This is a genomic window from Streptomyces sp. NPDC059003 (assembly GCF_042740445.1).
Lineage (GTDB): Bacteria > Actinomycetota > Actinomycetes > Streptomycetales > Streptomycetaceae > Streptomyces.
In genome coordinates, this window is record NZ_JBHYJH010000085.1 from 16,673 (window position 1) to 42,261 (window position 25,589).

19 protein-coding genes are annotated in these 25,589 nt (G+C 69.5%); 13 read left to right on the forward strand and 6 right to left on the reverse strand.

Annotation, left to right across the window (positions count from 1 at the left end):
• Positions 1-5 precede the first annotated feature (5 nt).
• The 6 genes from ACFWZ5_RS26835 to ACFWZ5_RS26860 are packed head-to-tail and all read left to right on the forward strand — an operon-like array spanning position 6 to position 6,687.
• Entirely contained in the window at positions 6-326 is a 321-nt protein-coding gene (locus ACFWZ5_RS26835; protein ID WP_384795321.1) for a DUF397 domain-containing protein, read from the forward strand.
• Positions 327-379: 53 nt separating this feature from the next.
• Positions 380-919: a hypothetical protein gene (locus ACFWZ5_RS26840; RefSeq protein ID WP_384795320.1), complete on the forward strand. Its 540-nt coding sequence runs from the start codon at positions 380-382 to the stop codon at positions 917-919.
• The gene (locus ACFWZ5_RS26845) at positions 916-1,407 is read left to right on the forward strand and encodes a hypothetical protein (protein ID WP_384795318.1); all 492 of its coding nucleotides are present in this window, start codon (positions 916-918) and stop codon (positions 1,405-1,407) included. The genes ACFWZ5_RS26840 and ACFWZ5_RS26845 overlap by 4 nt, the downstream gene beginning before the upstream one ends.
• Positions 1,407-2,546, forward strand: a complete 1,140-nt coding sequence (locus ACFWZ5_RS26850; RefSeq protein WP_384795316.1) for a WXG100 family type VII secretion target — start codon at positions 1,407-1,409, stop codon at positions 2,544-2,546. The genes ACFWZ5_RS26845 and ACFWZ5_RS26850 overlap by 1 nt, the downstream gene beginning before the upstream one ends.
• Positions 2,531-6,232, forward strand: coding sequence for a DUF6531 domain-containing protein (locus ACFWZ5_RS26855; protein WP_384795329.1), 3,702 nt, complete (start codon positions 2,531-2,533; stop codon positions 6,230-6,232). Before ACFWZ5_RS26850 ends, ACFWZ5_RS26855 begins: the two co-directional genes overlap by 16 nt.
• Complete coding sequence (locus ACFWZ5_RS26860; protein WP_384795314.1) at positions 6,229-6,687, forward strand: hypothetical protein; 459 nt, start codon at positions 6,229-6,231, stop codon at positions 6,685-6,687. The genes ACFWZ5_RS26855 and ACFWZ5_RS26860 overlap by 4 nt, the downstream gene beginning before the upstream one ends.
• Before the next feature lie 225 nt (positions 6,688-6,912).
• Here ACFWZ5_RS26860 and ACFWZ5_RS26865 read toward each other — a convergent pair whose 3' ends face one another.
• The 4 genes from ACFWZ5_RS26865 to ACFWZ5_RS26880 all read right to left on the reverse strand — a co-directional run bounded on the left by ACFWZ5_RS26865 (position 6,913) and on the right by ACFWZ5_RS26880 (position 10,862).
• A complete protein-coding gene (locus ACFWZ5_RS26865) occupies positions 6,913-7,215 on the reverse strand; it encodes a WXG100 family type VII secretion target (RefSeq protein ID WP_384795312.1) in 303 nt (100 codons plus the stop codon).
• Between the two features lie 76 nt (positions 7,216-7,291).
• The gene (locus ACFWZ5_RS26870) at positions 7,292-7,630 is read right to left on the reverse strand and encodes a WXG100 family type VII secretion target (protein ID WP_384795310.1); all 339 of its coding nucleotides are present in this window, start codon (positions 7,628-7,630) and stop codon (positions 7,292-7,294) included.
• A gap of 51 nt (positions 7,631-7,681) precedes the next feature.
• Positions 7,682-8,836: a S8 family serine peptidase gene (locus ACFWZ5_RS26875; protein ID WP_384795308.1), complete on the reverse strand. Its 1,155-nt coding sequence runs from the start codon at positions 8,834-8,836 to the stop codon at positions 7,682-7,684.
• A 1,621-nt stretch (positions 8,837-10,457) separates the two neighbouring features.
• Positions 10,458-10,862, reverse strand: coding sequence for a hypothetical protein (locus tag ACFWZ5_RS26880; protein WP_384795306.1), 405 nt, complete (start codon positions 10,860-10,862; stop codon positions 10,458-10,460).
• A gap of 578 nt (positions 10,863-11,440) precedes the next feature.
• Here ACFWZ5_RS26880 and ACFWZ5_RS26885 point away from each other — a divergent pair.
• From ACFWZ5_RS26885 to ACFWZ5_RS26895, 3 genes are read left to right on the forward strand one after another with little or no spacing between them, the layout of a single operon-like run.
• Positions 11,441-11,881: an amino acid ABC transporter permease gene (locus ACFWZ5_RS26885; RefSeq protein ID WP_384795305.1), complete on the forward strand. Its 441-nt coding sequence runs from the start codon at positions 11,441-11,443 to the stop codon at positions 11,879-11,881.
• Positions 11,882-11,888: 7 nt separating this feature from the next.
• A complete protein-coding gene (locus ACFWZ5_RS26890) occupies positions 11,889-13,673 on the forward strand; it encodes an alpha/beta hydrolase (RefSeq protein WP_384795303.1) in 1,785 nt (594 codons plus the stop codon).
• Positions 13,670-14,281, forward strand: coding sequence for a hypothetical protein (locus ACFWZ5_RS26895; RefSeq protein ID WP_384795301.1), 612 nt, complete (start codon positions 13,670-13,672; stop codon positions 14,279-14,281). Before ACFWZ5_RS26890 ends, ACFWZ5_RS26895 begins: the two co-directional genes overlap by 4 nt.
• An 87-nt stretch (positions 14,282-14,368) precedes the next feature.
• Here the strand turns inward: ACFWZ5_RS26895 and mycP are convergent, their stop codons facing one another.
• Both mycP and eccB read right to left on the reverse strand, forming a co-directional pair.
• Entirely contained in the window at positions 14,369-15,628 is a 1,260-nt protein-coding gene (gene mycP / locus ACFWZ5_RS26900; RefSeq protein ID WP_384795299.1) for a type VII secretion-associated serine protease mycosin, read from the reverse strand.
• Between the two features lie 11 nt (positions 15,629-15,639).
• Positions 15,640-17,196 (reverse strand): type VII secretion protein EccB, encoded by a 1,557-nt coding sequence (gene eccB / locus ACFWZ5_RS26905; RefSeq protein ID WP_384795297.1) that lies wholly within the window; start codon positions 17,194-17,196, stop codon positions 15,640-15,642.
• Positions 17,197-17,369: 173 nt separating this feature from the next.
• Between eccB and eccE the strand changes: the two genes are divergently transcribed.
• The 4 genes from eccE to ACFWZ5_RS26925 all read left to right on the forward strand — a co-directional run bounded on the left by eccE (position 17,370) and on the right by ACFWZ5_RS26925 (position 25,368).
• Complete coding sequence (gene eccE / locus ACFWZ5_RS26910; RefSeq protein ID WP_384795295.1) at positions 17,370-18,827, forward strand: type VII secretion protein EccE; 1,458 nt, start codon at positions 17,370-17,372, stop codon at positions 18,825-18,827.
• Positions 18,827-19,534, forward strand: a complete 708-nt coding sequence (locus ACFWZ5_RS26915; protein WP_384795293.1) for a hypothetical protein — start codon at positions 18,827-18,829, stop codon at positions 19,532-19,534. Before eccE ends, ACFWZ5_RS26915 begins: the two co-directional genes overlap by 1 nt.
• A gap of 383 nt (positions 19,535-19,917) precedes the next feature.
• A complete protein-coding gene (locus tag ACFWZ5_RS26920) occupies positions 19,918-22,938 on the forward strand; it encodes an SCO5717 family growth-regulating ATPase (protein WP_384795291.1) in 3,021 nt (1,006 codons plus the stop codon).
• 456 nt (positions 22,939-23,394) lie between these two features.
• Positions 23,395-25,368: an ABC transporter substrate-binding protein gene (locus ACFWZ5_RS26925; RefSeq protein WP_384795289.1), complete on the forward strand. Its 1,974-nt coding sequence runs from the start codon at positions 23,395-23,397 to the stop codon at positions 25,366-25,368.
• Positions 25,369-25,589: the final 221 nt, after the last annotated feature.

Consider the following 25,589-nt stretch of genomic DNA (forward strand, 5'->3'; position numbering starts at 1 on the left):
TCACCATGGCCGAGGCACAGGAAAACGAGCAGGGCCAGGAGTCGGAGCAGGACGTCAAGGCGCGCAAGGAGCGGGAGAAGAACGAGCTGTACGCGCTCGACATCTCGGGCGTCGAGTGGCACAGCGCGCCGGGCACCGAGGCGCACGAGGAGCGCGTCGAGATCGCGTACCTGCCGGAGGGCGCCGTGGCCATGCGGTCGTCCCTCGAACCCGACACCGTGCTGCGCTACACCGCGGCGGAGTGGCGGGCGTTCGTGCTCGGCGCGCGGGACGGGGAGTTCGACCTGGAGCCTTCGCCGCGCAATGGCGGGGCGCCGACGGAGTAGGCCCGGCACAGGCCGGTCCGGGAGGGGGAATCCGCGCATGGGTGGTGACGGGCATGGGTGGTGACGAGGAGGACATACCGAGGGGGCCGGTGCGGCGGTCGCGGCTCGCGGATCTGGCGGACCTGACGGTTCCGTCGGTGCCGCGGTCCGCGCCGCCGCTTTCTCGTTCTCCGCTGACGCCGTCCGCGCCAACACCGGCCGCCCCCGAGCCCTCCGGTGTCGATGTCGCCCGCCGACGCCGGGAGTTCGCCGCGCTGCTCGGTGAGTTCCGGCGTACGGCGGTGCTGCTTCCGCTGGGTGCCGACGCGTGCCCGCTGGTGTCGGACTTCAACGGCGTGCGGTGGCTGTACGCGTTCTCCGACGAGGCGGCTCTGGCCCGCTTCGCGCGTGCTCGGGGCGCGGCGGATCGCGCCTGGGACTACCAACGCGTCCTGGGCGCACGGCTGTTGGACGCGGTGGTGCCGGCCGCGGGCGTGCCGTGCGGGGTGGCGCTCGACGTGGGCAGCGAGGGGCACGAGGTGCTGTTCCCGCCGGTCCTGGGGATCGTCCCGGAGGCGGTGGCGGTGGACGCGAACGGGGAGGAACCGCGGTGACCGAGGGACTGCCGGACTTACAGACGGGTGGCCTCGACCAGATCGCCCGGGGCATCACGCTGGCCCTGGACGAGCTCGGCGAACTCGGCATGGTGGGCGTGGCCGGCGCCGGGCGCGGCTTCGGGGACATCGAGCTGACGGGCCTGGAGCTGGGGCACGGCGGCCTGACGTCCGTGTTCAAGACGTTCTGCGAGCGCTGGGAGTGGGGGGTGCGGTCCCTCGTCAACGAGGGGAACGCCTTCGCCAAAGGAGTGGGGCTCTCCGCGGGGACGTTCTACGAGACGGACAAGTACGTCGAGGGCTCCCTGAAGATCTTTGTGAACGCGGCGAACAGCGGGGGCAACCCCTACGCCAGTGAGGACGAGATCACGCGCAAGAGCTGGGGCGAGCTGATCGGGCAGAGACCGTTCACCGACTCCGACTACAGCCCCGAGTCCTTCGAGAAGGCCAAGGACAACATCGCCAAGGCCTGGAAGGACGTGGACTGATGGGCATCGGCGACAGCATCGGCGACGCCTTCGGCAAGGGCGTCGACATCGCCAAGGACGGCCTGGGCGACGCGAAGGACGCCGTGGGCGACGTCGTCAACGAGGGCCTGGGAGAGGTGGAGGACGGCTGGGACGTCGCCAAGAAGTACGCGGGCGAGGGCATCGAGTGGGGCGGACACCGGCTCGGGGACGGCCTCGACCACGTCGGCGCGGACGGCGCCGCGGACGCGGTCGAGGACTACACGGACGGCCTCGCCTCCAAGCTCGGCGCGGACGTCGACGAACAGCAGCTCGGCGAGACCGAGGAAGCCAATGAGCTGGTGCACGGCAACCCGGGCGCGATCCGCGCGAGCGCCGGGCACCTCAAGGACTTCGCCAAGGCCTTCGACAAGGTCGGCGGCGGCATGCGCAGCCTGGACTCGTCGCACTGGCGGGGCGAGGCGGCGCGCACCTTCCGGGAGAAGTTCGCCGTGCACCCCGCCAAGTGGCTGCACGCGGCGGACGCCTGCGAAGAGGCGGGGCAGGCCCTTTCGACGTACGCGGACACGGTCAAGTGGGCCCAGGGGCAGGCGAAGGACGCCGTCGACCTCTACAAGAAGGGCAAGCAGAGCTCCGACAGGGCGGTGGAGGCGTACAACAAGCGCGTCCACGCGTACAACGCGGCGATCATGCTGGACAAGGACCCCGGCCCGCGCCCGGAGGCCTTCGAGGACCCGGGCACGGCCGACATGGAGCGCGCCCAGGAGATCCTCGCCGAGGCGCGTCGCCAGCGCGACGAGGCGGGCCGGGTCGCCGCGGCCGTCGTCAGGGCGGCGCTCACGCACGCACCGGCCGAGCCGCCGCCCCTGGCGCGCATCAAGTCCCATGTGGTCGACGGCATCAAAGTGGCGGACACCGAGCTCACCCACGTCGGCGGCGGCATCGTGAAGGGCACGGCAGGGCTGGTCAACTTCGCGCGCGGCCTGAACCCGATGGACCCGTACAACATCACGCACCCCGCCGAGTACGCGCAGAACGTGCACATGACCCTTGCGGGCCTCGCCTCCACGATCGCGCACCGGACCAGGCCGCGAAGAACGCCTACGACAGCTTCAAGAAGGACCCGTCCGAGTTCGTGGGCCGGATGGTGCCGGAGCTGATCGGGACCAAGGGGTCGGGCCTCGCGCGGGGCGGCGTCCGGGCGGGTGCGGGCCGCGGGCTGCGGGAGGCGGCGGAGTCGGGCGGGCGGCGCGGTGCGCGGGATCACGTCGGCGGCGGCTCCGATCGGCACGGGCGGCCCGACGAGTCCCGCGTGAGCACGGGCACGGACCCGATCGACCTCGCGACCGGCCGGATGTATCTGCCGCAGACCGATGTCACGCTGCCGGGCGCGCTCCCCCTGGTCTTCAAGCGGCGGGTCGAATCGGGCTACGCGCTGGGCCGCTGGTTCGGCCCGTCCTGGTCGTCCACGGTCGACCAGCGCCTGGAGATCGACTCCGAGGGCGTCGTCTTCGTCACCGAGGACGGCCTGCTGCTCGCCTACCCGCACCCGGCGCCGGGCCTGCCGACGCTGCCGGGCCACGGTCCGCGCTGGCCGCTCGACCGCGAGGACGGCGGCTACACGATCACCGATCCGGCGACGTCACGCGTGTGGCACTTCGCCGATCGCGGGGACGGGCTTGCCGTCCTCGAACAGATCGACGACCGCAACGGCAACTGGATCACTTTCGCGTACGACGCCGAGGGCGCGCCGCTGTCCGTCGAGCACAGCGGCGGCTACCAGGTCCGGCTCACCACCGACGGCGGCCGTGTCACCGCCCTGCACCTGGCCGGCGCGGCCCCGGACGGCACGGATCAGGAGCTGCTGCGCTACGGCTACACCGACGGGCATCTGACGGAGGTCACCAACTCCTCGGGCCTGCCGCTCCGCTTCACGTACGACGAGGCGGGCCGGGTCACGTCCTGGACGGACACCAACGGGCGCGGGTACACGTACGCGTACGACGACCAGGACCGGTGCGTGGCCGAGGGCGGCTCCGAGGGCCACCTGGCGCTGCGCCTCACGTACGAGGCGACGGATCCGGCCACGGGCCTGCGCGCGACGACGACGGTGACCGGCGCGGGCCACACCCGTCGCTTCCTGGTCAACGAGGCCTTGCAGGTCGTCGCCGACGTCGACCCGCTCGGCGCGGTCACCCGCTACGAACGCGACCGCCACCACCGCCTCCTGTCCCGCACGGATCCACTGGGCCGCACGACGTCGTACCGCTACGACGCGGCGGGCAACCTCCTGGCTGTCGTGCGGCCCGACGGCCGCGAGGCGACGGCGGAGTACGACGATCTCGGCCTGCCGACCCGGGTGGTGACCCCGGACGGCCAGGTCTGGCGGCAGACGTACGACGCGCGCGGCAACCGCACGTCGACGACCACCCCGGCGGGCCGGACTACCTCGTACACGTACGACGACGCGGGCCGCCCCACGTCCGTGACCGATCCCCTGGGGCACACGACGACGGTCCGGTGCGACCGGGCCGGGCTCCCGGTGGAGACCGTCGACCCGCTCGGCGCGGTGACCCGCTACGCGCGGGACGCCTTCGGCAGGCCGGTGGCGATCACGGACGCGCTCGGCGCCACGACGCGCCTGGAGTGGACGGTGGAGGGGCGGCTCGCCCGCCGCGTGGCCCCGGACGGGACGGCCGAGTCCTGGACGTACGACGGCGAGGGCAACTGCACGGCGTACGCGGACGCGACGGGGGCCGTGTCCACGTACGAGTACACCCACTTCGACCTCCTGTCGGCCCGCACGGGCCCGGACGGTGTGCGCTACTCCTTCACGCACGACAGCGAACTCCGGCTCACCGAGGTCACCAACCCGCAGGGCCTGACGTGGTCGTACGCGTACGACCCCGCGGGCCGCCTGGTGTCGGAGACGGACTTCGACGACCGGACGCTGACGTACGCCCACGACGCGGCGGGCCGCCTGCGCTCGCGCACGAACGCGCTCGGCCAGTCCGTGACCTTCGAGCGCAACGCCCTCGGCCAGGTCACGCGCAAGGAGGTGGACGGCCGGGTCACGACCTTCGCGTACGACCTGACGGACCAGCTGGCCCAGGCCACGGGCCCCGACGGCACGACGCTCGTCCTGCTCCGCGACCGCTGGGGCAGGCTCCGGTCGGAGTCGGTCGACGGCCGTGCGGTCACGTACGCGTACGACGAGCTGGGGCGCCGGGTCGGCCGTACGACCCCCTCCGGGGCGGCGAGCACGTGGACGTACGACGCGGCGGGCCGGCGCACGCAGCTGATCACGTCGGGCCGCACCGTGGACTTCACGTACGACGCGGCAGGGCACGAGCTGACCCGCTCCCTGGGCCCCCTCACCTTCGCGCACACCTTCGACGAGCTCGGCCGCCTCACCACCCAGTCGATCACGGCGGCCGACGGGTGGCCGCCGGTCCAGCACCGCGCCTACTCCTACCGCGCGGACGGCCACCTGGTCGGCGTCGACGACCGGCTGAACGGCGCCCGGCGCTTCGACCTGGACGCGGCGGGGCGCGTCACGGCGGTGCACGCCGCGCACTGGACGGAGACCTACGCGTACGACGAGGCGGGCAACCAGACGGAGGCGTCCTGGCCCGCGTCGCACCCCGGTCGGGAGGCGACCGGCGCCCGCGCCTACACCGGCACGACGATCACCCGCGCCGGAACCGTCCGCTACGAGCACGACGCGCTCGGCCGGATCACCCTCCGCCAGAAGCCCCGCCTGTCCCGGAAGCCGGACACCTGGCGGTACACGTGGGACGCGGAGGACCGCCTGACGTCGACGACCACCCCTGACGGGACGGTCTGGCGCTACACGTACGACCCTCTGGGCCGCCGCACGTCCAAGTCACGGATGTCGGCGGACGGTTCTGCCGTCGTCGAGCGGGTCGACTTCGCGTGGGACGGGACGACGCTGTGCGAACAGACCACGGTGAGCGTGGACTTGCCGAAGGCGGTCACGCTGACATGGGACCACGAGGGGCTGCGCCCCCTCGCCCAGACAGAACGCATCGCCCCGCCCGACCCCGCCTCCGCTCCCGAGGAGGAGATCGACACCCGCTTCTTCGCCATCGTCACGGACCTGGTGGGCACACCGAGCGAACTCGTCGACGAGCGCGGCGAGATCGCCTGGCGCATGCGGAGCACGGCGTGGGGGACGACGGCTTGGGAGACGGGCAGCACGACGTATACGCCGCTGCGTTTTCCGGGACAGTATTTCGACCCGGAGACGGGGCTGCATTACAACTACTTTCGGCATTACGATCCTGAGACGGCGCGCTACCTCGCCGTGGACCCGCTGGGACTTGCCCCAGCCCCCAACCCCGCCACTTACGTCCACAATCCGCACACGGGGACCGATGCGCTCGGCCTGGCACCTGACTACCCGAAGGGAGAGCATGGGAATCCCTTCGAGCATCGGAAGGAAGCAGAGCAGTCGGCATTTGACCTGGCTGGCGTACCGTACGGCGCCAAACCTGATGCGGAGTGGATTGTCACCGACGTGAAGCACCTCGCCCACACACCCGGTTACTTCTACTCCGACAACCCGGCACACCTTGGACGCTTCCGGCAGTTCGAGACCCCGGACGGCTCACGCGTTATCGTCGAGCACACCTTCGACAAAGCAGGCCCACACTTCCACGCCGGGAAACCAAAATTTGACGATTCCAGGGCAGGTGTCAACTTCGGCTGGGATAATTCCCCTGGCGATTTCTACCGCTACACCGACTCCTGGGAGCGCTACGCCAAGATGAATAAGCCAGGCGGAGATCACCATTTCTTCTACAAGCACGGCTGGGGATCATGAACGAAGCACACAACGGCGATTCCGGTAAACCAGACCGGAAATCCATCATTTCCTCTTGCGGCCTGGAGGTGCGCGGAAAGGAGGAAAGTGCCTCACTACCTCCGCCGAACAAGGCCGTGCTCGCCGCCACAGGAGGAAATGTCCGCCCAGCGGCCACCATTGCAATGAACGACAGCCGCGCCCTGGACCGACTCGACGATGCGTGGCAACGCTATGCCCCGGAACTCATTCACTGGCCAGAGCGAGATTTCCTGCTCATACTCGCGGGCCCGGGGAGTCTCAGCGAGGGGTGGTTCCGGGTCCATGATCCGGTAGGCGCCAAGCTCCCCTCACGAATTTCCGCCGCCACTGGGCATCCCGATGCCCTGATGCTGTCCCTCGACGGCAGGCAGTTCTGCGCCATCACCACTGAGGACGACGAATACTGGCTGATCACTCACACTTTCTCAAGATGAGGTCAACCGCCACAGCGTCGCCACAGGGTCCGCCGGATTGAGCGAAAGAGACTACGACTTGCGCGCCAACGGGTTCGGATCACTGATACACGGTGCGCCGCTCTCGCCAGGTACCGGGCCCTGATACCGCCCCGAGGAACTCTCGGCTCAACGGCGTTCTCCCCAGCACATCGGGGTGGGCATCTCCCGCGCATGCCCACCCCGACGCTTCGTTCCGGTCCAGCCTCACTGGAAGTAGCTGGCCCCCTTCAGGTCGCCACCCCGGTAGTCACCGCCCGCCTGGCCGACCTTCTGGCCGATCTGCATGAGGGCCGTGTGGATGGCCTTGGCGTGGTTGTCCCATTCCTTCTGCTTCAGGGTGTAGGCCTGGTACGCGTCGCCCTCCCACCCTTCGGCGACCTTGGCCACGGCCCGCTTGATGTCGGCGAGGTCGGACTCCAATTGCTTCGCCTGAATGCCGAGTTCGGTGGTGATGGCGTCAAGGCCACCGTATTTGACCGCGAGTTCGTCGAAGTTCACACGTGCCATGTCTGCTCCTAGTGGTTTCGGCCGGGCCGCGACGGCCCGAGAACAGCTCGCCTCAGTAACTGCCGCAGTACCCGCCTCAGTAGCTGCTGATGGCCGAGTGCTGTCCGCCGTACTGCACGTCAATGCTGTTCATGGTCGCGCGGACCTCGTCCTCGAGCCTGTCCTTGTCCTTGCGGTTGGCGTTGATGCCTTCCAGGAAGTCCACGAGGATGCGGCCGATCGCCTGCATGCGCTGGTTGATCTCCGTCTGCTTCGCGTCGAAGGCGTGCGCACCGATGCCACGCCAGTTGGCCTCCATCGTGTCGAGCGTGCCCTGCAGGCGCCTGAGCTGCCTCTGCACCGAGTCGTACTTGTCGACGATCTCCTTCTCGAGGAGCGCGACTTCCTGATCGTTTAGCTTCCGGCCATCGGCCATGAGCGGGCTCTCCTTACGTGATCTTTCGGGTTGTCATTGGGATGCGCCGTGTCATGCGTGACGCCGACTCCGCACGAGGGCGAAGGCTCCGCCCCCGATGACGACGACGGCGGCGACAGCGCCGGCGACGATCCACAACTGGTTGCTTTCGTCATCGGACTTCGAGCTCGCCACGGATGCCGCCGGCTTGCTGTCGGCCGCGTCCTTCGGAGGATTCGACGCGGGCGCCGAAGACTCCTTGGACGGCGCGGAGGACGAACCTCCCACGCCGGGCGTCTTCTTGTTGGTGATGGGGTCGACGTCCGGGGGCCCAGGATTCCCCCTGTTCTTCAGGAGATTCGGAGCCGGCCGGACCAATCCGTAGCCGAGATAGTCACTGGGCTTGTCCTTCGGCCAACTGCGTCCCGCAGTGTCGATGAGGACGCGGAGGACCTGGTTGGCGGTCCAGTGGGGGTGTTTGGACCAGATGAGGGCGGCGGAGGCGGAGGCGAGGGCGGCGGCCGCGCTCGTACCGCCTCCGCCGTTGCAGTACGAACGGAACGTCGCGTCACACCACTTGGGCAGGTTCAGGCCCGGCGCCGCCAGGTCCACGTACTCACCGAACTCCGAGTACTTGGCGACCTTGCCGGACTTGTCGGCGGCGGAAACCCCGGTGACATTGGGATAGGCCGCCGGATACCCGATGAAGTTCTTCTTCTGGGCGTTGTTTCCGACACTGGCGAACATCAGCTTGCCCTTTGAGGCGGCGTACTTCACTGCCGCTTCCTGGGCCGGGTACATGACGTCAGACCCGAAAGACATGCTGATGATCTGTGCGTCGCTGTCCGCCGCCGCCCGAATGGCTTCGGCGCTGTCACTCTCGTCCTTGCCCTCAGCGCTGTCCAAGCTGACCCGGACAGAGATGACCTTCGCACCAGGGGCCAAGCCCTTGAGGCCTCCTCCGCGACCGGAACCCGCAATCAGCTCTGCCATCGTGGTTCCGTGGCCGTCATAGTCATCCAGAGCCCCGCCCCTCAGGCCCGTCACGTCCTTGCCAGCGAGCACACGGCCTTTGAGAGAAGGCGTCGGGGAAACACCACTGTCGACGACGGCCACCTTGATGCCCTTGCCGGTGCTGACCCCCCAGAGTTCCTCGGCACCCATGGCGTCCAAGTACCACTGCTTCGACTGAACGTCGTCAGCGACCGCGCTCGGCGCCAGCCCCACGGACAGCAGGGTGAGGGCGCCGACTGCCGAGCCCACGGAGACGAGCCCTCGCCACGCACGCCCTTCGAACAGCGCGGCCCTGCTGCCGCCATTCCGACCAGACCCTGAGTCCACGCCCTGCACGTCCTCACTCACCATTAATCGATCACTGGCGGTACGTGCCGCCGTCCGCCGGGCAGATGTGTCTCTTCGTCCTCGACCACGTAGTCGGGCCGCTGCGCGGCCTCGTCTTCTTCGCGGTCCTGGCGTCGGCGATTGCTCGCAGGACCACGTACCAGGCCAGTACCGCCAGCGGTGAATCCGTTCCTGCGGCCTCCGCCCGGAGACGTCCGCTCCTTGGGCGTGCCGAGAACCCCATCAGGATTGCCGACGGGTCGACGCGACATCCTGGAACCGGCCGGACCCGCCACTGGCCCAGAAGCGGGCCGACCACCCACGACGCCGTCGGCACGCGGCGCACCAGTGATGCCCGGAACGCCGGGGCGCGAGCCCGGCAGACTGCGTGGCTGCGGAGTGCCTCCTGTTATGCCGCGCCCCACCGGCTGCTGCTGCTCGGGAGCCGTCGGACCGCTGATAACTCTGCCTTGAGCCACCGGTCCAACACGTCCTGGCGGGCCCGTGGGAGGAGTACGCCCAGGACCACCAGTCGGCTCCCTGGGGCCCCCAACACTCGTTCGCCCCTGGTCCGGCAACGGCACTCTCCCGCCTCCGGCGCGACGGGGCGGGCGTGCGGCAGGGTCGGGGCGCGGAGGCTGCACGGGACCGCGCCCAGGCAGGGGAGGAGGTCCCCCGTCGATAGCTGTTGGACCAGGGGTAGGGGGCGGCGCAGCAGGCACCGGACCGGTGGTCTGCGGAGGCAGCTTGCCGACGGTGTCAATCTCCGTGCCGACAGGCTCGACGCCGGCAGGCCGGTCCGGGGAGGGAGTCGGGCCGCGTACTTCGTCGCGGGACGGCAAGGGATCGTTCGTTCCCGGGGGGACCGGTGTCACGGACTCGCCTGAGCGCGAAGGCGCCGACGGAGTATCAGCAGAGGGGGTGCCCGAGGGCACCGCCTGCCTCGACTCGCCGCCAGGGCTGTCCCTGCCTTCCATCCGCGGCCTCGGCACCCCCACATCCGGCATAGCCGAAAACGTGGGCGGCTCCTGCCCCGCCATCTCGTGCTGCGAGACCCGGTAGAACGACGCCAACCGGTTCATCTGGTTGATCGCCTCTTGGCGGTGCTTCTCGGCCTTGACCGCGGCCTCGTAGTCCGCGTTGCCATCCGTCCTCTTCGGCGTGGGGATGTCCGCCACCGCCTTGGGATCCGTACGCGTGTCCCGCGGGGGCATGGAGCTGCGTACGGAAGCCAGCCCTGCCCCGGCCGAGGCGATCTGGACACTGGCCGTGTCGGCGAAGTCGGAGAGCTGGTGGGTTTCCTTGACGAGCTTCTTGCCCCACTTGCGGAACGCCTGCCCGGCCTCGCCCTCCCAGTCGACGCGGTCGATGTGGTCGCCGAGCTCGCCGGCCGCCGTCGCGATCGCGTCGCGCGCCTTCTGCAGCGCCTCGCCCGCGCTCTCCAGATCGGCTGGATTTGCATGCTCGACGAGATCGATCATGTCGTTCAGGCGGTGTCCTTCGAAGCTCACAACTTCCACCCGGAGTCGGTCTCACTACTGCCGTGGCCGCGCTGCGCGCCGGAGGTGCCGCCCGGCTCGCGCCCGGTCGGCTCCTGGCCGCGCCGCACCGAGGTCTGGATCGCCCAGAACCGCTGCCGCAGCTCATCCTCGAGGTTGTCGAAGCCGACGTCCGCGCCGTGCACGGCGATCCCCATGGCTTCGATCTGGTCACCGAGCATCTTCGACAGCGAGGTGAGCCGCTCGTGCACCCGGTCGTACTGGGAGTAGAGGCCGTCCGCCTCGGGGAAGGGGGCGCCCTCGCCGCTGAAGGATGCGCGGGCGATCTTCTGGTGCCCGACCTTGGACGAGCCGCCGTCCGACCCCTCGAACTCGGTGAGCAGCGTGTCGATGCGCCGCCGGAACTTCTTCAACGCTTCTAAGCCGCGCTTGAGATCAGCGCCCGCAGGCGGCGCGGACCCCCTGTACCCGTCCTCAAGCACGCTGCCCCCACCCGTTCCCCGTAGGCCCCAACACGCGATCGCGTCACCCTCGGCGGTAAGCCGGTCGCGCGCCACGCCCTCGTCACTCTAGTCACACCGAGAGTGACATCCAACTGAGCTTTGCGCCACAGCAGTTGCAAACGAGCCATCGAGTGGTCTGAGTAGATCCACCCCTCAAGGGCGATCGCCGACGCCACAGCTCGAACACCCGGAACCCGCACTGATCAAGCATCAGGAATCAGCCACTTCTGCGCCGCCCCGGTGGGCGACGACCTGCGAACTGGCGTCCGGGTGACCGGATCAACGCTGCCTGAGTCACTCTTCGGTGTGTCGTATGCTGCCGCGCACGTCGAGACGAGACAGCGTGTCCGCTACTCAATCGCCTAAGTACGCATACTCAGTCACTCACACGGCAACTTCCACTACTCTCACCCCAGTTCAGGCGGTGGCCCCACCCGTGGCAAGGGCAAAGCCCAACTTGCCGTGACGCTCAAGGAAGAGAGACTCAGATGGCGTGGGACGAGTGGGAACAGCTCAAGGCCGAAGCAGTGGCGCGGCAGTCGACGCAGATGCAGCTCAACGAGGCGCCCGATGGCGGCGGATCGACGGACAAGGGCGGCAGCGGAACTGGTTCTCTCAAACACACCCGCAAACCATGGACGCACGCCGCCAACGTGGCAGACGAACTCGGCACCGGAACGCGAAGAGCCAGAGCAGCCCTGCACTCCGCCCATGGCGGCGTCGAGAGCGGCGCGGAAGGACTCGCCAGCCTGGGCGCGCTGAAGGCTGTTCTCACCTCCTGGGAACGACGGATGAGTGCGGTCCGCAACGAGTGTGAGTCCCTTGAGCCCAAACTGCGCCGCACGGCAAGGGAGTTGGGCGAGGTCGACGTCAAGGTGGGAGCAGAGACCGACGCAGTGCAGGTGCCCGGCACCAGGAGAGGTGAGTAGACAAGCCGTGACCGCAACCTCTCCGCTCACTTGGCAACTGCTCCGGGACCTCGAGCTGTCCGAACTGACTGAAGCTTGCGACGGCTGGGCCGCCGTGTCCCGTTATGCCGACTCTGCGCGTGAGCGTGTCGACGCCGGCATGAGCGGCAAGCTCTCCGGCACACAAGAGAGCGAGTCCGCAAATGCGGCGGTGAAGCGGCTCAAGCGACTCAGTGAGAACTACCACTACATTCACACTGAGACCGGCCTGATCCGCGGAACCATTGATGGCCTCGCAACTGAACTCGCAGCGCCCAGACGGAGGCTGCACAGCGCATTGGATGAGGCCGCATCCCACGGGTACGCCGTGAATGCCGATGGAACCGTCGACTACCCGGCCGGGGGCGAGGACACCATGAATGGTGGGAAGTTCCCTGGCGGCACCGTCGTGGGAAACAACGGTTTTTACGGCTCTGGCAATCCCGGCCTCTATCTCGATGGAACTGGGAAATACAACCCCAGCGTGGGTCCGGGAACACCCCGTTTGAAGAACCCTAACCCTCATCATGCCAAGGCCCAGGAAATCGCCGATCGCATCGCCCATGCCCTGCGAGAGGCCCGCGAGATCGACGAGCGCTACAGCACAGCGCTCCATAAGCTCAAGGCAGCGCCCGGGCTCGCCGTCGACACTAAGATCTGGGCCGACGTAGCAGCAGACGTCAGTACGGTGGACAACGCCGCGAGAAACTATCTGGCAAGCCAGGTTCTGGACAAGTCGCCGGAAGGACGTAAGGAGTGGTGGGAGAACCTCAGCAAGAAGGAACGTGAAGAGTACATCACCTCCTTCCCTGATGTGATCGGAAACCTGGACGGCATTCCGGCAGAGACTCGCGATGAGGCAAATCGTGAAAACCTCAGACTGACCATCGCCAGCCTTGAAGGGCAGAAGGGGGAGGATGCCCAGGAGAAGCTTCAAGGGCTGAAGGGAATCCAGGAAAAGCTCAAGCAAGCCACATACCCGCCCATGTACCTATTGGGGGTCGGGATCGAGGGGAACGGGCGAGCCATCGTCAGCTACGGAAACCCGGATACTGCCAAGAACGTATCTGCGTACGTGCCCGGCCTCGGCACCAAACTCAACGCCGACTTCGCAGATGACACGGTACGCAGGGCCTTTCAGACCGCAAAAGGAGCACAGGCGTATAACCCGTCCAGCGCATCGATCGTATGGCTGGGGTACGACGCACCGGACTTGTTGGGCGTCGGGTCGACGACCGACGCCAAGAAGGGTGCGCCTGACTACAGCACCTTCATGGACGGGGTCCGGACGACCAACGAGCACAAGAATCCACACATCACTGCAATCGGCCATTCTTACGGTTCACTCGCTGTGGGGACAGCGGCCAGGCAACACGGGGGGATCCCTGGTGTCGATGACATCATTCTGCTGGGTAGCCCAGGTACTGGAGCTCAGCACGCGTCGGAACTGAACGTCGGCAAGGAACATGTCTTCGTCGGATCGGCCGACAACGACCCGGTCACACACCTGCCGCCCTGGAAGGAAGTCCTCCTCGGCTTCAAGAAATACGGAGACGACCAACTCTACTTCGGCAGGGATCCGGCGAGCGATAAATTCGGCGCCACAAGGATGGAGAGCGGTGACGGCCCTCTCCCTTTGTGGCTCTCAGGGAAAGGTGTCACCCCGGCCCATTCTGGATATTTCGACGCAGAGAGAAACCCTTCGGCCGCCGACAACATCGCCAGAATCGTGGCCGGAAGGTCCGACTCAATTACCACGGAGGCACCTCGATGAAGTACCTCCTCCCCAGGTCCATTATTCTTGCAGTTGTCGTTGCTTTCGTGGCGGGATGCGGCGGGGACGGCAACGATTCGAAAGATGCCCGAAGGAGCGCCGACGTGAACATGCGGGAGGCAGCTGAGAAGGCTGATGCCTTGATCTACAGGACGCTGTCATCAGTCGAACCTCCGCTCCACTGGACCCATGACGTCTCCGATGACGGTCCTTGCACCGACTCGCCAGGGCTTGGCGATGTCACACGCCGTGCAGTCGTCATGACTCAGGTCTCCCCACAGCGGAGGGCGGCACTCCTCGGGGTGATCGAGCGATTCTGGAAGAAATCGGGATATAAAATTTCCAAGGTCAACCCCAGCAAGGAGTTTCCTGCGATTTACGCTGACGCCGATGACGGAGTGCTGAAGATGAGCCTCATCGTCGGATACAAGGGGCAGTTCTCCCTTAACGTTCAAACAGCCTGCGTGGAGAGGTCCGAGGTGCCGCACCCCACTACTCGGGCCAAGGGGACCGACTACCGCGGGAAGAAGATTCCCAGCCCGAACGTAGAATCCAGCTTCTGGTCAGCCGACAGCCCTGCTCCTTCAGCTGCATCTACGCAAAGGTGACCACCTCGCTCCATGCCCGCCACGACCGGGCTCGGTGAGCCGAGGCGTCCACCTCACCATGACGTGTGGCCTAGTTGCTCCTCCCTGTCAGTTCCCGATTCCCCTCCGTCGCCGCGCATCCCGCACAGCCACCCCCACCCCGCCCAGGCCCACCACCACGACCACAGCGCCCACCGCCACGTACGTGGCCATGCGGGCCGTGCGTTGTTCGGCTGTTTCTCCTAGGTGGAGTTTGGCGGGGCTCGGGGCCTTGCCTCGTTGGATGCCTTCTTGGGCTACGGGGTGGTCGATCGGGTGGTCGTCCTCGGTGAGGGCGCGGACCGGGTCGACCACGCCCCAGCCGACCAGGCGGTCGTGGCCCGCGATGGAGCGTTCCGCTGTCTGCTGGATCTGGGCGGTGATCTGGCGGGGCGTCCAGGAGGGGTGCTTGGCCTTGATGAGGGCCGCGAGGCCGGCGACGTAGGGGGCGGCGAAGCTGGTGCCGTTGTCGGAGCAGTGGCCGCCGAGGGGAACCGTGGAGATCATGTCCACGCCCGGCGCCGCCACGTCGACGAACTCGCCGGACTGGGAGAAGGCGGCGCGTTCGTTGTTGCGGTCCGACGCCGCCACCGCGAGGACGCCCTCGTAGGAGGCGGGGTAGGTCCGTTTGACGTTGCCGCCCAGGCCGTCGTTGCCCGCGGAGGCGACGACCACGCGGTCCGCCGCGAGCGCCCTGCCGACCGCCCGGGCGAGCTGCGGCGCGGGCTTCACCGCGTCGGCCGTGTCCTGGGAGATGTTGATGACGTCGGCGCCCGCCCTGACCGCGTAGTCGATGGCCTGCGCGAGGGTCACCGTCGTCCCATGGCCCTCCGCGTCGTTCTGCTTGATGGGGATGATCGTCGCGTCGGGAGCGAGGCCGACGAAGCCCGTGCCCTTGGCCGGGCGGGCCGCGATGATGCCCGCGACACGCGTGCCGTGCCCGACGGTGTCGGTGGTGCCGTTCGGCTTGCCCCGGTCCAGCTTGTTGCCGTTGTCGTCCTTGAGGTTCTTGTCGAGGTAGTTCCGGCCACGGGACGCGTCCACCGCTGGCTTGAGCTGGGGGTTCTTGATGTCCACGCCGGTGTCGATCACCGCCACCTTCACCCCCTTGCCCGTGGACTGGCGCCAGAGTTCGTCGAGGAGGACGCGCTGCAGCGACCAGGGGCGGCCCGCGTACTTCTTGGACCCGAACTCGCACTGGTCCGAGGGCGGTGGCGGCTCCGCGGCGGCGGGAGTGACCGCGGTCGCGGCCGACAGGGTCAGGGCCGCGGCCGCCGCCGCGGTCATCCGCGCCCAGGAGCGAGGCCGGGCCAGGGCTGCGTACGCCATCACGGCACCCCTCACGAGCCCTGCGGCTGGCGTGCCGCCGCCGTCGACAGGCGCGGGCCCGTGGGCAGGAACTTGGCCCAGTCCGCGGGCACCCGCCCCACCTCCGCGTCGGCGTAACCCAGGCGGGTCTGGGCCTGCTGCGCCTCCTGTTCCTGCTGTTCCAGCTGCTTCCGTTGCTTACGCTGCTTCCGCTGCTTCTCGGAAGTGCCGATGCCCGCGTCGTCCGTCGCGCTGTCGCTGTTGGACTGCATCGCGTAGCGCAGGCCCGTGTCGGTGACCAGGAAGACGCCGCCCGTCTTCGTGTCCCTGCCGGTGAACTGCCGGTAGAGCTGGCCCGATCCCGGAGTGACGTACGCGCTCGACGAGCCGGCGGGGAGCGTCGCGGGGAAGTCCCGGCCGATCCAGGTGCTCAGCGTGGTGCTGCCGTCGTCGGCGTCGACGTGCCGCAGCACGTTGCAGACCGTGTCGCGGCCGGAGGGCCCGGCGGAGCCCGTACCGGCCGGCCGCGGCGTCCGGCTCGGCCAGGTGTACGCGGCGGCGAACCCCTCGGATGAGGGGTGGAGGAGCGCTCCGGCGCTCATGTCCCGGGCCTGGCCCCCCTGCCCCAGGCCGACCAGGTCACGGCTGTTGAGGAGCAGCTCGGCGACGAAGTCGGAGACCGGCGCGACCCGGCCGGGCAGCACCACGTAGCTCTGCGTCCTGCCGCCGTTGCGGGCCTTGAGGACCATGCCGACCCTGTTCGCCGCCGGGTCGTCGAGGCCTTCGACCTTGGCGTCCGTCGCCGGAACGCCGTTCACCTTCGGGAAGGTGATCCGGTCGCCCCGGTGCAGCGTGGCGAGCCACTGCGCGGACACCCGCTGCGGCTCCCGGTCGGAGCCCACGAGCGTGCGCAGGAGCGAATTGTTCCTGGCGGAGAACGGGTACGCGTAGCCGCGCGCGTCGACCACATAGCGGGCCTTGTCGGGCCCGACCACGTACAACAGCTCGCCGCCGCGCAGCCGTTCGGGGCCCTCGGTCCTGCCCTGCTCGCGCTCCGCGAGGACGAACGCGGCCTTCTGGATCGCCCTGCCGCCCTGGACCGGGCGCTCGCACACGGCCCAGCGCTTGGCGGCCCCCGCCTCGGCCGCGGAGGGCAGCCGGTCGGGGGCGTACGGGATGCCGACCGTGGCGCCGTGCGGGATCTTGCCGTTGTCGAGGACGGACTCGTCGACCTTGATCACGTCGCCCTTGCCGGCGTCGAGGAGGAGCTTCGCCGACGCCATGTTGAGGACGGGGTGCAGCTGGCGCTTTCCGTCGGTCCTGAGGACGACGTACCGGGTGGTGGACTTGCTCGCGATGATCACGTGTTCCTTCGGCTTGTCCCAGCCCGGCTTGGCCGCCGGTCTGAACATCCCCCACGCACCGAAGACCGCGAGGACGACCACCCCGACGATCAGGCCGGGCACCACCGCGCGTAACGGGCGCGGAGCGCCTTCCTCCGAGCCCGAGGGAGACGGCTGGAGGAAGGCCGCGAGCGTACGGCGCTTCGCGAAGGTGTAGGCGTTGAGTTCGTCGCGCCGTGATGCCATGAGCGTCCGGTTCCCCCTGTCAGCGCTGGGGGCACGCGACCCCCGACCTCCGTTGTCAGACCGAGCCCCTACTATGCCTGTTATGTGATCGCGCGTGTGAGGTGGGTTAGGTTCCGGGTCTCAAGAGCCTTACCTGACGGGACAATTCGGGAGACTTACGGGGGGTTGGGCTGATGGCTTCCGTGACACGGACGCGGGTGCGGGGCGGGTCGGGACCTGGAACGCAGGGGCCCGCTGGGGGCGTTGTGCCGGACTCCGCGCGGCCCGGACGGGCGATAGCGCCTCATCTCCGCTCGCGCTCGCGGCGGTTGGGGCCGTTCCGTCTGCAACGGCTCGTTCTGCTGGAGGCCGCCGCCGCTCTGCTCCTTGCCGCCTGGGCCGTGGACACGCTGGTCCTCGTCCCCGCGTCCGTCGTCGCGGCGGTGCTCGTGCTGCTCGCCGTCACGCGTCGGCGCGGACGCCCTCTGCCCGAACTGTGGGGCGCGGTCCGGGGGTTACGCAAGCGCAGTCGCCACGCGGCCGGGACGCCGGTCCCGGCGGGGACGGACCCCGCGTTCGCCCCGGCGCTCGAGTGCGACCCCGCCCTGCGTACGTACACGCATCGCGGCCGCGACCGGCGGGAGGTCGGGATGGTGGGGGACGGGACGTTCGTGACCGTCGTCCTCCAGGTCGAGTCGGACGGCACGGCGCTGCGGGTAGCGCACAAGAGACAGCCCCTGCCGCTCGGCCTGGTGCGGGACGCGCTCGACGTGGACGGGATCCGGCTCGAATCCGCGCAGATCGTGCTGCACACCCAGCCCGCGCCCGCGCTGCACCTCCCCCAGCAGTCCGTGGCCGTCAGCAACTACGCGCCGCTCCAGGCAGAGACCGGATCGCCGTCCGTGCGGATCACCTGGATCGCCCTGAAGCTCGATCCGGAGCTGTGCCCCGAGGCCGTGGCGGCCCGCGGGGGCGGTCTCACGGGCGCCCAGAAGTGCGTGGTGCGCGCCGCCGACCAGCTGGCGAGCCGACTGACGGGCAAGGGGTTCCGGGCGACCGTGCTGACGGAGGAGGAGCTGACGGCCGCCATCGCCACATCCGCGTGCGCCAACCCGCTGGTCACGGCCCAGTCCGGGCGCGCCGACGCCCCGGAGCGGCGGACCGAGGAGACCCCGCGCTCCTGGCGCTGCGACAACCGGCGGCACACGACGTACTGGATAAGACGCTGGCCTCAGCTGGGCCGCACCGGCGACGCCAGCAGCACCGGCGGGTCCGGTGGCGCAAGCAGTGCTGGCGGGTCCGGCGGCGCAAGCAGCGCTGGCGGGTCCGGCGGCGCAAGCAGCGCTGGCGGCTCTGGTGGGTCCGGCGGGTCCGGCGGGTCCGGCGGGTCCGCGCTTGCCCAGCTCATCACCCTGCTCACGGCGGTTCCGACGCTCGCCACCACCTTCAGTCTGACGCTGCGGCCCGGCCGGGGGCACGACGTGCTGATGTGCGGCCACGTGCGAGTGACCGGGCGCGGCGACACGGAACTCGTCGCGGCCCGGCGCGCGTTGGAGCAGGGCGCCCGCCAGGTCGGGGTCGGCCTGGCCCGCCTCGACCGCGAGCAGCTTCCGGGAATGCTCGCCACCCTGCCGCTCGGAGGTGCCCGCTGATGGTCTCCCTTTCGCCCGGGTTCGGGCTGCTCGGGCCGCGCCACGGACGGCATGCGCTCGCCACCGAGGACATCGACGAGCTCGCGCTCCCCATAGGCGACGACGGGGTCGTCATCGGCGTGGACGCGCAGCGGCAGCCCGCCGTCCTGGGGGTCAACCGGCCCACGCCGTACGACATCCTGCTGATCGGCGGGCTCTGGACCGCGCAGGTGATCGCCCTGCGGGCCGCCGCCACGGGGGCGCGGGTGGCGGTCGAGACCGGGCGGGCGCAGTCCTGGGCGCAGTTGGTCCAGGCCCTCGGGGTCGGGCCGAGCGGGATGGCCGTGCACGACGTCGGGCGGGTGCCGCCGCAGGGGGCGTCGGCCGGGAGTCCGGTGCTCGTGGTGCGGGACTGCGGGATGCGGCCGCCTCGGGGGCGGGTGGTGTCCGGTCCCTGGCAGTCGGTGCTCACCTTGCTTCCGTACGTGAGTCCTGTGGCGCCCCGGCTCATCCGGCAGGCGCGGCTCGTCGGGGTGCAGCGGATCTCGCCGGACGAGGCCGCGCAGGTGGGGCGGGCCCTCGGGCTTTCGCGGGGAGAGGTCGAGTCGTTGCCGACGCTCGCGGACGGGGTGACGCTGTGGTGCGCCGAGCGCGATCGGCAGTACGTGGTGACGCAGGGAACCGACGCCGAGACCGGACTGCTGGGGGCCGCGCGACGGATGGACTGAGGACGGGTGGACTGAGGACGGGGGGCTGGGGACGGGTGGACTGATTTCGGGGGTTCCCGAGTAATTGCCGGGCGATTGCTGGCCACTTGCTGAGGCAATTGCCAGGTATTTACGGTGTTCTGCGGGTGTTGACCGCTTTGTTCGCCGTGGTGATGCGTGGATGACCGGTCTTGAGTGAGGCGTGACGTAACGGTCGTCGACCGGCGGGTGGACTGGCCTGCCGTGCTTGTGCTGTTGGTGATTAGGCTGGGACAGGGCGCGACTCCAGAACCCACGAGCGGAGTGTGCGCGTCCCGCACACGGGGAGAGCCAGGCGGATCGGACGACAGGAACGGTCGCCCCCCACCACGGCACGAGCGTGCTCGACCACATCAGGAGGCATTGTGAACAGCGATCGGGACAAGATCCGCGGCGGCTGGGACACACCCGTCGACGATCAGTCCGACGCGGAGTCCGCTGCCGAGACGACGGGCGAGTTCACCATCGACTACGCCCCGCCTGCCTGGTACACGCAGAACGCCTCCGGGAGCGGCGGGGAGGCGTCGGCTTCCGTCTCTCCCTCCTCCTCGCCCTCTCCCGCGCCCACTTCGTCGTCTCCTGCTGCCTCTGCTGCCTCTGCCGTGTCCGTGCCGCCGCCTCCTGCGTCTGCCCCCTTGGTCGGGGGTGGGGTGTCCGGCACGGGTGAGACGACTCCGCCGCCCTCGGGGCAGCCGCTCAGCCCGTCGGCCCCTCCGGTTGCACCCGACGAGGGGGGCAGGAGCGAGGCTTCCGAGCCCGTCGCCGAGAGCCTTGGGGGTGGCGATCTGGAGAGCGGTGCCACCATGCGGTTCTCGCCTGCGGCACTCCGGCGGGAGATGGCTGGGCGGGCGGCCGAGGCCGGGCCTGAGGGCGAGGGAGGAACCGAAGCCGAGGCCGAAGCTGAGGCCGGGCCTGGCATCGAGGTCCAGGCCGACGCCTCGGGCGACGGTCGGAGTGAGGGGGTGCCCGCCGACTCCCAGTCCGGTGGTGAGGGTGACGATGAGGGTGCGGCAGGCCAGGGCGGTGGCGACGAGGCGGTGAGCGGGGCGGACGGCTCCGGTGCCGTTGTCGCCGAGGGCGCTGTGGTCGAGGGCGCTGTGGCCGAGGGCGACGCCGACGGAGAGGTGGGCTCCGGCTCCGTGTCGGAGTCCGGCTCTGGCGGTGCCGGGGGCTCGGTGCCGTCGGTGGGTGACGGGCCCGTGGCGCCGCCGGTGCCTCAGTCCGAGCCCGTGGTCGCCGTGGGCGAGGGTGACGTGCAGGGTTCCGTGCCGCCTGCCTGGACTCCGCCGCCCGCGCCGCAGGGTGGGTTGCCGCCGCTGCCGCCCGCGTTCCAGCCCGCCGCGCCCGCGGCCGCGCCGCAGTGGCCGGTTCCGACGCAGGCCGCGCAGGAGGGTGCGGCCGGTACGGCGCAGCCGCCCGCGCCGACGCCGGCCCCGCCGTCCGTCCAGCCGCAGGCCCCGGCACCGACGCCGCAGCCCTGGTCCACGCCCACCGGTCCGGTCGCGCCCACAGCGCAGCCGCCCGCGCCCGTGGCCGAGACACCGGGGGTGCCGCAGGGCGGGTACGGGTTCCCCGCGCCGGGCGCCCCTGCGCCCGCCCCTCAGGACAGCGGTTACGGGTTCCCGCAAGCCCCGCAGCCGCAGGCCGCCCCGCAGAGCACTCCCCCGGCCCCGGCCGCTCCTCACGCGCCCATCCCCCAGCAGGCGCCCCAGGCCCAGGTCCAGGCCCCGGCTCCCGTACAGCCACAGCCGCAGCCGCAACCGGTCGCACAGCAGCCGCAGGTTCCCCAACAAGTCCAGGGGCAGCCGCAGTTGCCGGGACAGGGGCACCCGCAGGGCCAGCTGCCGCTTCCCGCCGGGTACCAGCAGCCGGGGCAGCCGCAGGCCCCGCAGCCGCTGCCTCCCGTCCAGGCCGCCCCGCAGGCGGGGCACCCCATGCCGGAGGGCGGCCAGCCGCTGCCTCAGACCGGTCACCCCCAGGCCGGGTACCCCCAGGCCGGACCGCCCCACGCGGGACCGCCCCAGGCCGGGCTGCCGCAGGCCGGGCCCGCGCAGCCGATGCCGCCCGCCCAAGACGCCCAGGCCGCCCCTCAGGGACCGCACGGACAGCCGGGACAGCCGGGACTGCCCGCACAGCCGGGCCCGTACGCGCAGCCGGGCCCGCAGGGCGGTCCCGTCGACCCCCGTGCCGGTGCCGCCTGGCCGCAGCCCGTGCAGCACGACCAGCGCGAGCGCACCAACCCGGGCGCGCCGCTCGGGTACACGGCGGCCGTCGAGCTCTCCTCCGACCGGCTGCTCAACAACAAGAAGCAGAAGACGAAGAGCAGCAGGCCCGCGGGCGGCGGGTCGCGGTTCAAGTTCGGCGGCAAGAAGGAGGAGGCCGAGCGGCAGCGCAAGCTGGAGCTGATCCGTACGCCGGTCCTGTCCTGCTACCGGATCGCCGTCATCAGCCTCAAGGGCGGCGTCGGCAAGACGACCACGACGACCGCCCTGGGCTCGACGCTCGCCAGTGAGCGCCAGGACAAGATCCTCGCGATCGACGCCAACCCGGACGCGGGCACGCTCGGGCGGCGCGTGCGGCGCGAGACCGGGGCCACCATTCGCGACCTCGTCCAGGCGATCCCGTACCTCAACTCGTACATGGACATCCGGCGCTTCACCTCGCAGGCGTCGTCCGGGCTCGAGATCATCGCCAACGACGTCGACCCGGCGGTGTCCACGACCTTCAACGACGAGGACTACCGGCGCGCGATCGACGTGCTCGGCAAGCAGTACCCGATCATCCTGACCGACTCCGGTACCGGGCTGCTCTACAGCGCCATGCGCGGGGTGCTCGACCTCGCCGACCAGCTGATCATCATCTCGACTCCGTCCGTGGACGGGGCGAGCAGCGCGTCCACGACGCTGGACTGGCTGTCCGCGCACGGGTACGCGGATCTGGTGCAGCGGTCGCTCACGGTCATCTCCGGAGTGCGGGAGACCGGCAAGATGATCAAGGTCGAGGACATCGTGTCGCACTTCGAGACGCGGTGCCGGGGGGTTGTCGTCGTGCCGTTCGACGAGCATCTCGCCGCGGGGGCCGAGGTCGATCTCGACATGATGCGACCCAAGGTGCGGGAGGCGTACTTCACGCTTGCGGCGATGGTGGCCGAGGACTTTACGCGGGCGCAGCAGGCGCAGGGGCTGTGGACGTCGGATGGTAATCCGCCGCCTACGGTGGCGCCGCCGTTGCCGGGGTATGGCGGGACGCCTCAGGGGGGTCAGCCGTACCCCCAGGCGGGGGTGCCGCAAGGGTGGCCGGGGCAGGCTCCCGGGTCTGCCCCGGCCCAGCCCGGCGGGGTTCCTGGGGTGCCGCCCCAGACGCCGGACACGCCGCCGCAGTCGTAGCCTCCGTCTCACCCGGTTGGGCCCGTGCCTTCGCTGGCGCGGGCCCTTCGCGTTCCCTCGACGTAAAGGGCACCCGGCGCGTGGGCTGTGCCCACCCGTTCCGCCCTCTGGGCGGACCAGCTGCCCACAGCAGGAGCGGCACGGTTGCCGCCTCCCCTCACCGCCCCACCAGCCGCCTCGCGGCGAACAGGGCGGGCGGGTGGGGAACCAACCCCACCCTCCTACCCTGCACCTCCCCCCACCGTCACCCCCTGGCCAGCGCGGCATCAGTGGTCTTGACCAATGCGGATGAAATCCCGGTCAACTCGTTATTTCCGCAGGCCACATGGGGTTCACCGGCCGTTGACGCGTGCAGACTGGCGCTGGTAGACACACACATCAACCAGCTGGCATCCCTTGATCCACTAGCCGTAACCAGCCATCCCTGCGCGAGCGATGACGCGAGGTCACCGAGCCATGGACACACGAGATCAGCACGGCAGAACCAGCTCCACCCCCCGCTCCACCTCCAGCTCCACCTCCACCCCCTGGCCCACTTCCTCCCCCGCCTCCCCCGCCTCCCCCTCCTCCCTCACCACCCCGGCCGCCGCCGGACCGCGGCGGTCCCGTCGTCGCCTGGTGATCGCGGGCGGTGGCGCGGCCGCCGCCCTCGTGCTCACCGCCGGGCTGGCGACGCCGCTCAACCCGGCGCCCCAGCAGGCGCGGGCCGGGGACGACGGGAAGAAGACGCTCACGGTCGCCGTGGCGCAGAGTGTGGACTCGCTCAGCCCGTTCGTTGCGCAGCGGCTGCTCAGCACCAGCATCCACCGGCTGACCTACGAGTTCCTCACCAACTACGACCCGAAGGACAACCACGCGGTCCCGGGCTTCGCCACCAAGTGGGAGCCGTCGGCGGACAAGCTCACCTGGACGTACACCATCCGCTCCGACTCCACGTGGTCGGACGGGAAGAAGGCCACGGCCGAGGACGCCGCCTGGACCTTCAACAAGATCATGTCCAAGGAGGGCACGGCCACCGCGAACTCGAACTTCGTCACGAACTTCAAGAAGGTGACGGCCCCCTCGCCGACGAAGCTCGTGATCGAGCTGAAGAAGCCGCAGTCGACGATGGCGGCCCTCGACGTCCCGATCGTCCCCAAGCACGTCTGGGAGAAGGTCGACGACATCTCCAAGTTCAACAACGACAAGGACTTCCCCGTCGTCGGGAACGGGCCCTTCGTCCTCAGTGACTTCAAGGTCGACCAGTACGTGAAGCTGAAGGCCAACAAGAAGTTCTGGCGCGGGGCGCCGAAGTTCGACGAGCTGGTCTTCAAGACGTACAAGGACCAGGACGCTGCCGTCGCCGCGCTCAAGAAGGGCGAGGTCTCGTTCGTCGCGGGCCAGCCCGCGCTCACCCCGGCCCAGGCCAACGGGCTCAAGGGCGAGAGCGACATCAAGGTCAACAACGGGCCCGGGCGCCGCTTCTTCGCCATCGCCACCAACCCCGGGGCGCGCACGCTCGACGGCAAGAAGTTCGGCAACGGAAATCCGGCGCTGCTCGACAAGCGCGTCCGGCAGGCGCTCTTCCTGTCCGTGGACCGCAAGACCATCGTCGACAAGGTGTTCCAGGGGAATGCCGTCGAAGGCGCGGGATACATTCCGCCGCGGTTCTCCGACTATGCCTGGAAGCCGTCTCCGGACCAGGAGCTGAAGTACGACCCGAAGAAGGCCGCGGACCTGCTCGACGAGGCCGGGTACAAGAAGAACGGGGACGGAAAGCGGGTCGGCAAGAACGGGAAGCCGCTCAACTTCCGCATTCTCTGTCACGCCACCGACCCGAACGACAAGGCCGTCGGGAAGTACCTCAAGGAGTGGTGGGGCGACCTCGGCATCGGGCTCAAGGTGAACTGCCTCGACGACGTGTCGGTGCCCTGGTACGCGGGCGAGTACGACCTCGCTTTCGACGGCTGGTCCGTGAATCCCGACCCGGACTTCGTCCTCGGCATCCACACCTGCCCCGCGCTCCCCGAGAAGGCCAAGGAGAGCGCCGCGACCGACAACTTCATCTGCGACAAGAAGTTCGACGACCTGTACGACAAGCAGCTCGCCGAGTACGACCCGGCCAAGCGGACCGCCCTCGTCAAGCAGATGCAGTCCTGGCTTTACGACTCGGGCTACATGAACGTCATGGCGTATCCGAACGCCGTCGAGGCCTATCGCACCGACCAGATCAAGTCCATCAAGACCATGCCGGAAGCCGCGGGCAACATCTACGGCCAGGACGGCTATTGGAGTTGGTGGTCGGCAGTACCGGCGAGTGGGAACAGTAATTCCGATGGCGGCAGCTCGACCGGTGTCATCATCGGTATCGCCGTCGCCGCGGTGGTGCTCGCCGGCGGCGGAGTCCTGATCGCCCTGCGCCGCCGCTCGACCGCAGAGGACCGCGAGTAACGGATGACCCACAAGACCGCACACAGCGCCAGGACCACGCGTCGCACGACCGTGAGCAGCGCATGACCGCAGCAGACCGCAATCCGGCGGCGATCCTCGCCGCCGAAGCCGAGGGCGCGGAGCCCGGCGGACCGGCCGAAGGGGGCGGTGCGCCCGGGCCCCCCCCGGGGGCGCGCGCCACCGCCGCCGCACTCCACTACCCCGCCGGGAAGCACGCCCCC

Excerpts from the sequence above, each read along its gene's own strand:
- ACFWZ5_RS26835 (WP_384795321.1), top strand. The coding sequence starts at position 6 with ATGGCCGAGGCACAGGAAAACGAGCAGGGCCAGGAGTCGGAGCAGGAC.
- ACFWZ5_RS26840 (WP_384795320.1), top strand. The coding sequence starts at position 380 with ATGGGTGGTGACGAGGAGGACATACCGAGGGGGCCGGTGCGGCGGTCG.
- ACFWZ5_RS26850 (WP_384795316.1), top strand. The coding sequence starts at position 1,407 with ATGGGCATCGGCGACAGCATCGGCGACGCCTTCGGCAAGGGCGTCGAC.
- ACFWZ5_RS26855 (WP_384795329.1), top strand. The coding sequence starts at position 2,531 with ATGGTGCCGGAGCTGATCGGGACCAAGGGGTCGGGCCTCGCGCGGGGC.
- ACFWZ5_RS26860 (WP_384795314.1), top strand. The coding sequence starts at position 6,229 with ATGAACGAAGCACACAACGGCGATTCCGGTAAACCAGACCGGAAATCC.
- ACFWZ5_RS26865 (WP_384795312.1), bottom strand. The coding sequence starts at position 7,215 with ATGGCACGTGTGAACTTCGACGAACTCGCGGTCAAATACGGTGGCCTT.
- ACFWZ5_RS26870 (WP_384795310.1), bottom strand. The coding sequence starts at position 7,630 with ATGGCCGATGGCCGGAAGCTAAACGATCAGGAAGTCGCGCTCCTCGAG.
- ACFWZ5_RS26885 (WP_384795305.1), top strand. The coding sequence starts at position 11,441 with ATGGCGTGGGACGAGTGGGAACAGCTCAAGGCCGAAGCAGTGGCGCGG.
- ACFWZ5_RS26895 (WP_384795301.1), top strand. The coding sequence starts at position 13,670 with ATGAAGTACCTCCTCCCCAGGTCCATTATTCTTGCAGTTGTCGTTGCT.
- mycP (WP_384795299.1), bottom strand. The coding sequence starts at position 15,628 with ATGGCGTACGCAGCCCTGGCCCGGCCTCGCTCCTGGGCGCGGATGACC.
- eccB (WP_384795297.1), bottom strand. The coding sequence starts at position 17,196 with ATGGCATCACGGCGCGACGAACTCAACGCCTACACCTTCGCGAAGCGC.
- eccE (WP_384795295.1), top strand. The coding sequence starts at position 17,370 with ATGGCTTCCGTGACACGGACGCGGGTGCGGGGCGGGTCGGGACCTGGA.
- ACFWZ5_RS26915 (WP_384795293.1), top strand. The coding sequence starts at position 18,827 with ATGGTCTCCCTTTCGCCCGGGTTCGGGCTGCTCGGGCCGCGCCACGGA.
- ACFWZ5_RS26925 (WP_384795289.1), top strand. The coding sequence starts at position 23,395 with ATGGACACACGAGATCAGCACGGCAGAACCAGCTCCACCCCCCGCTCC.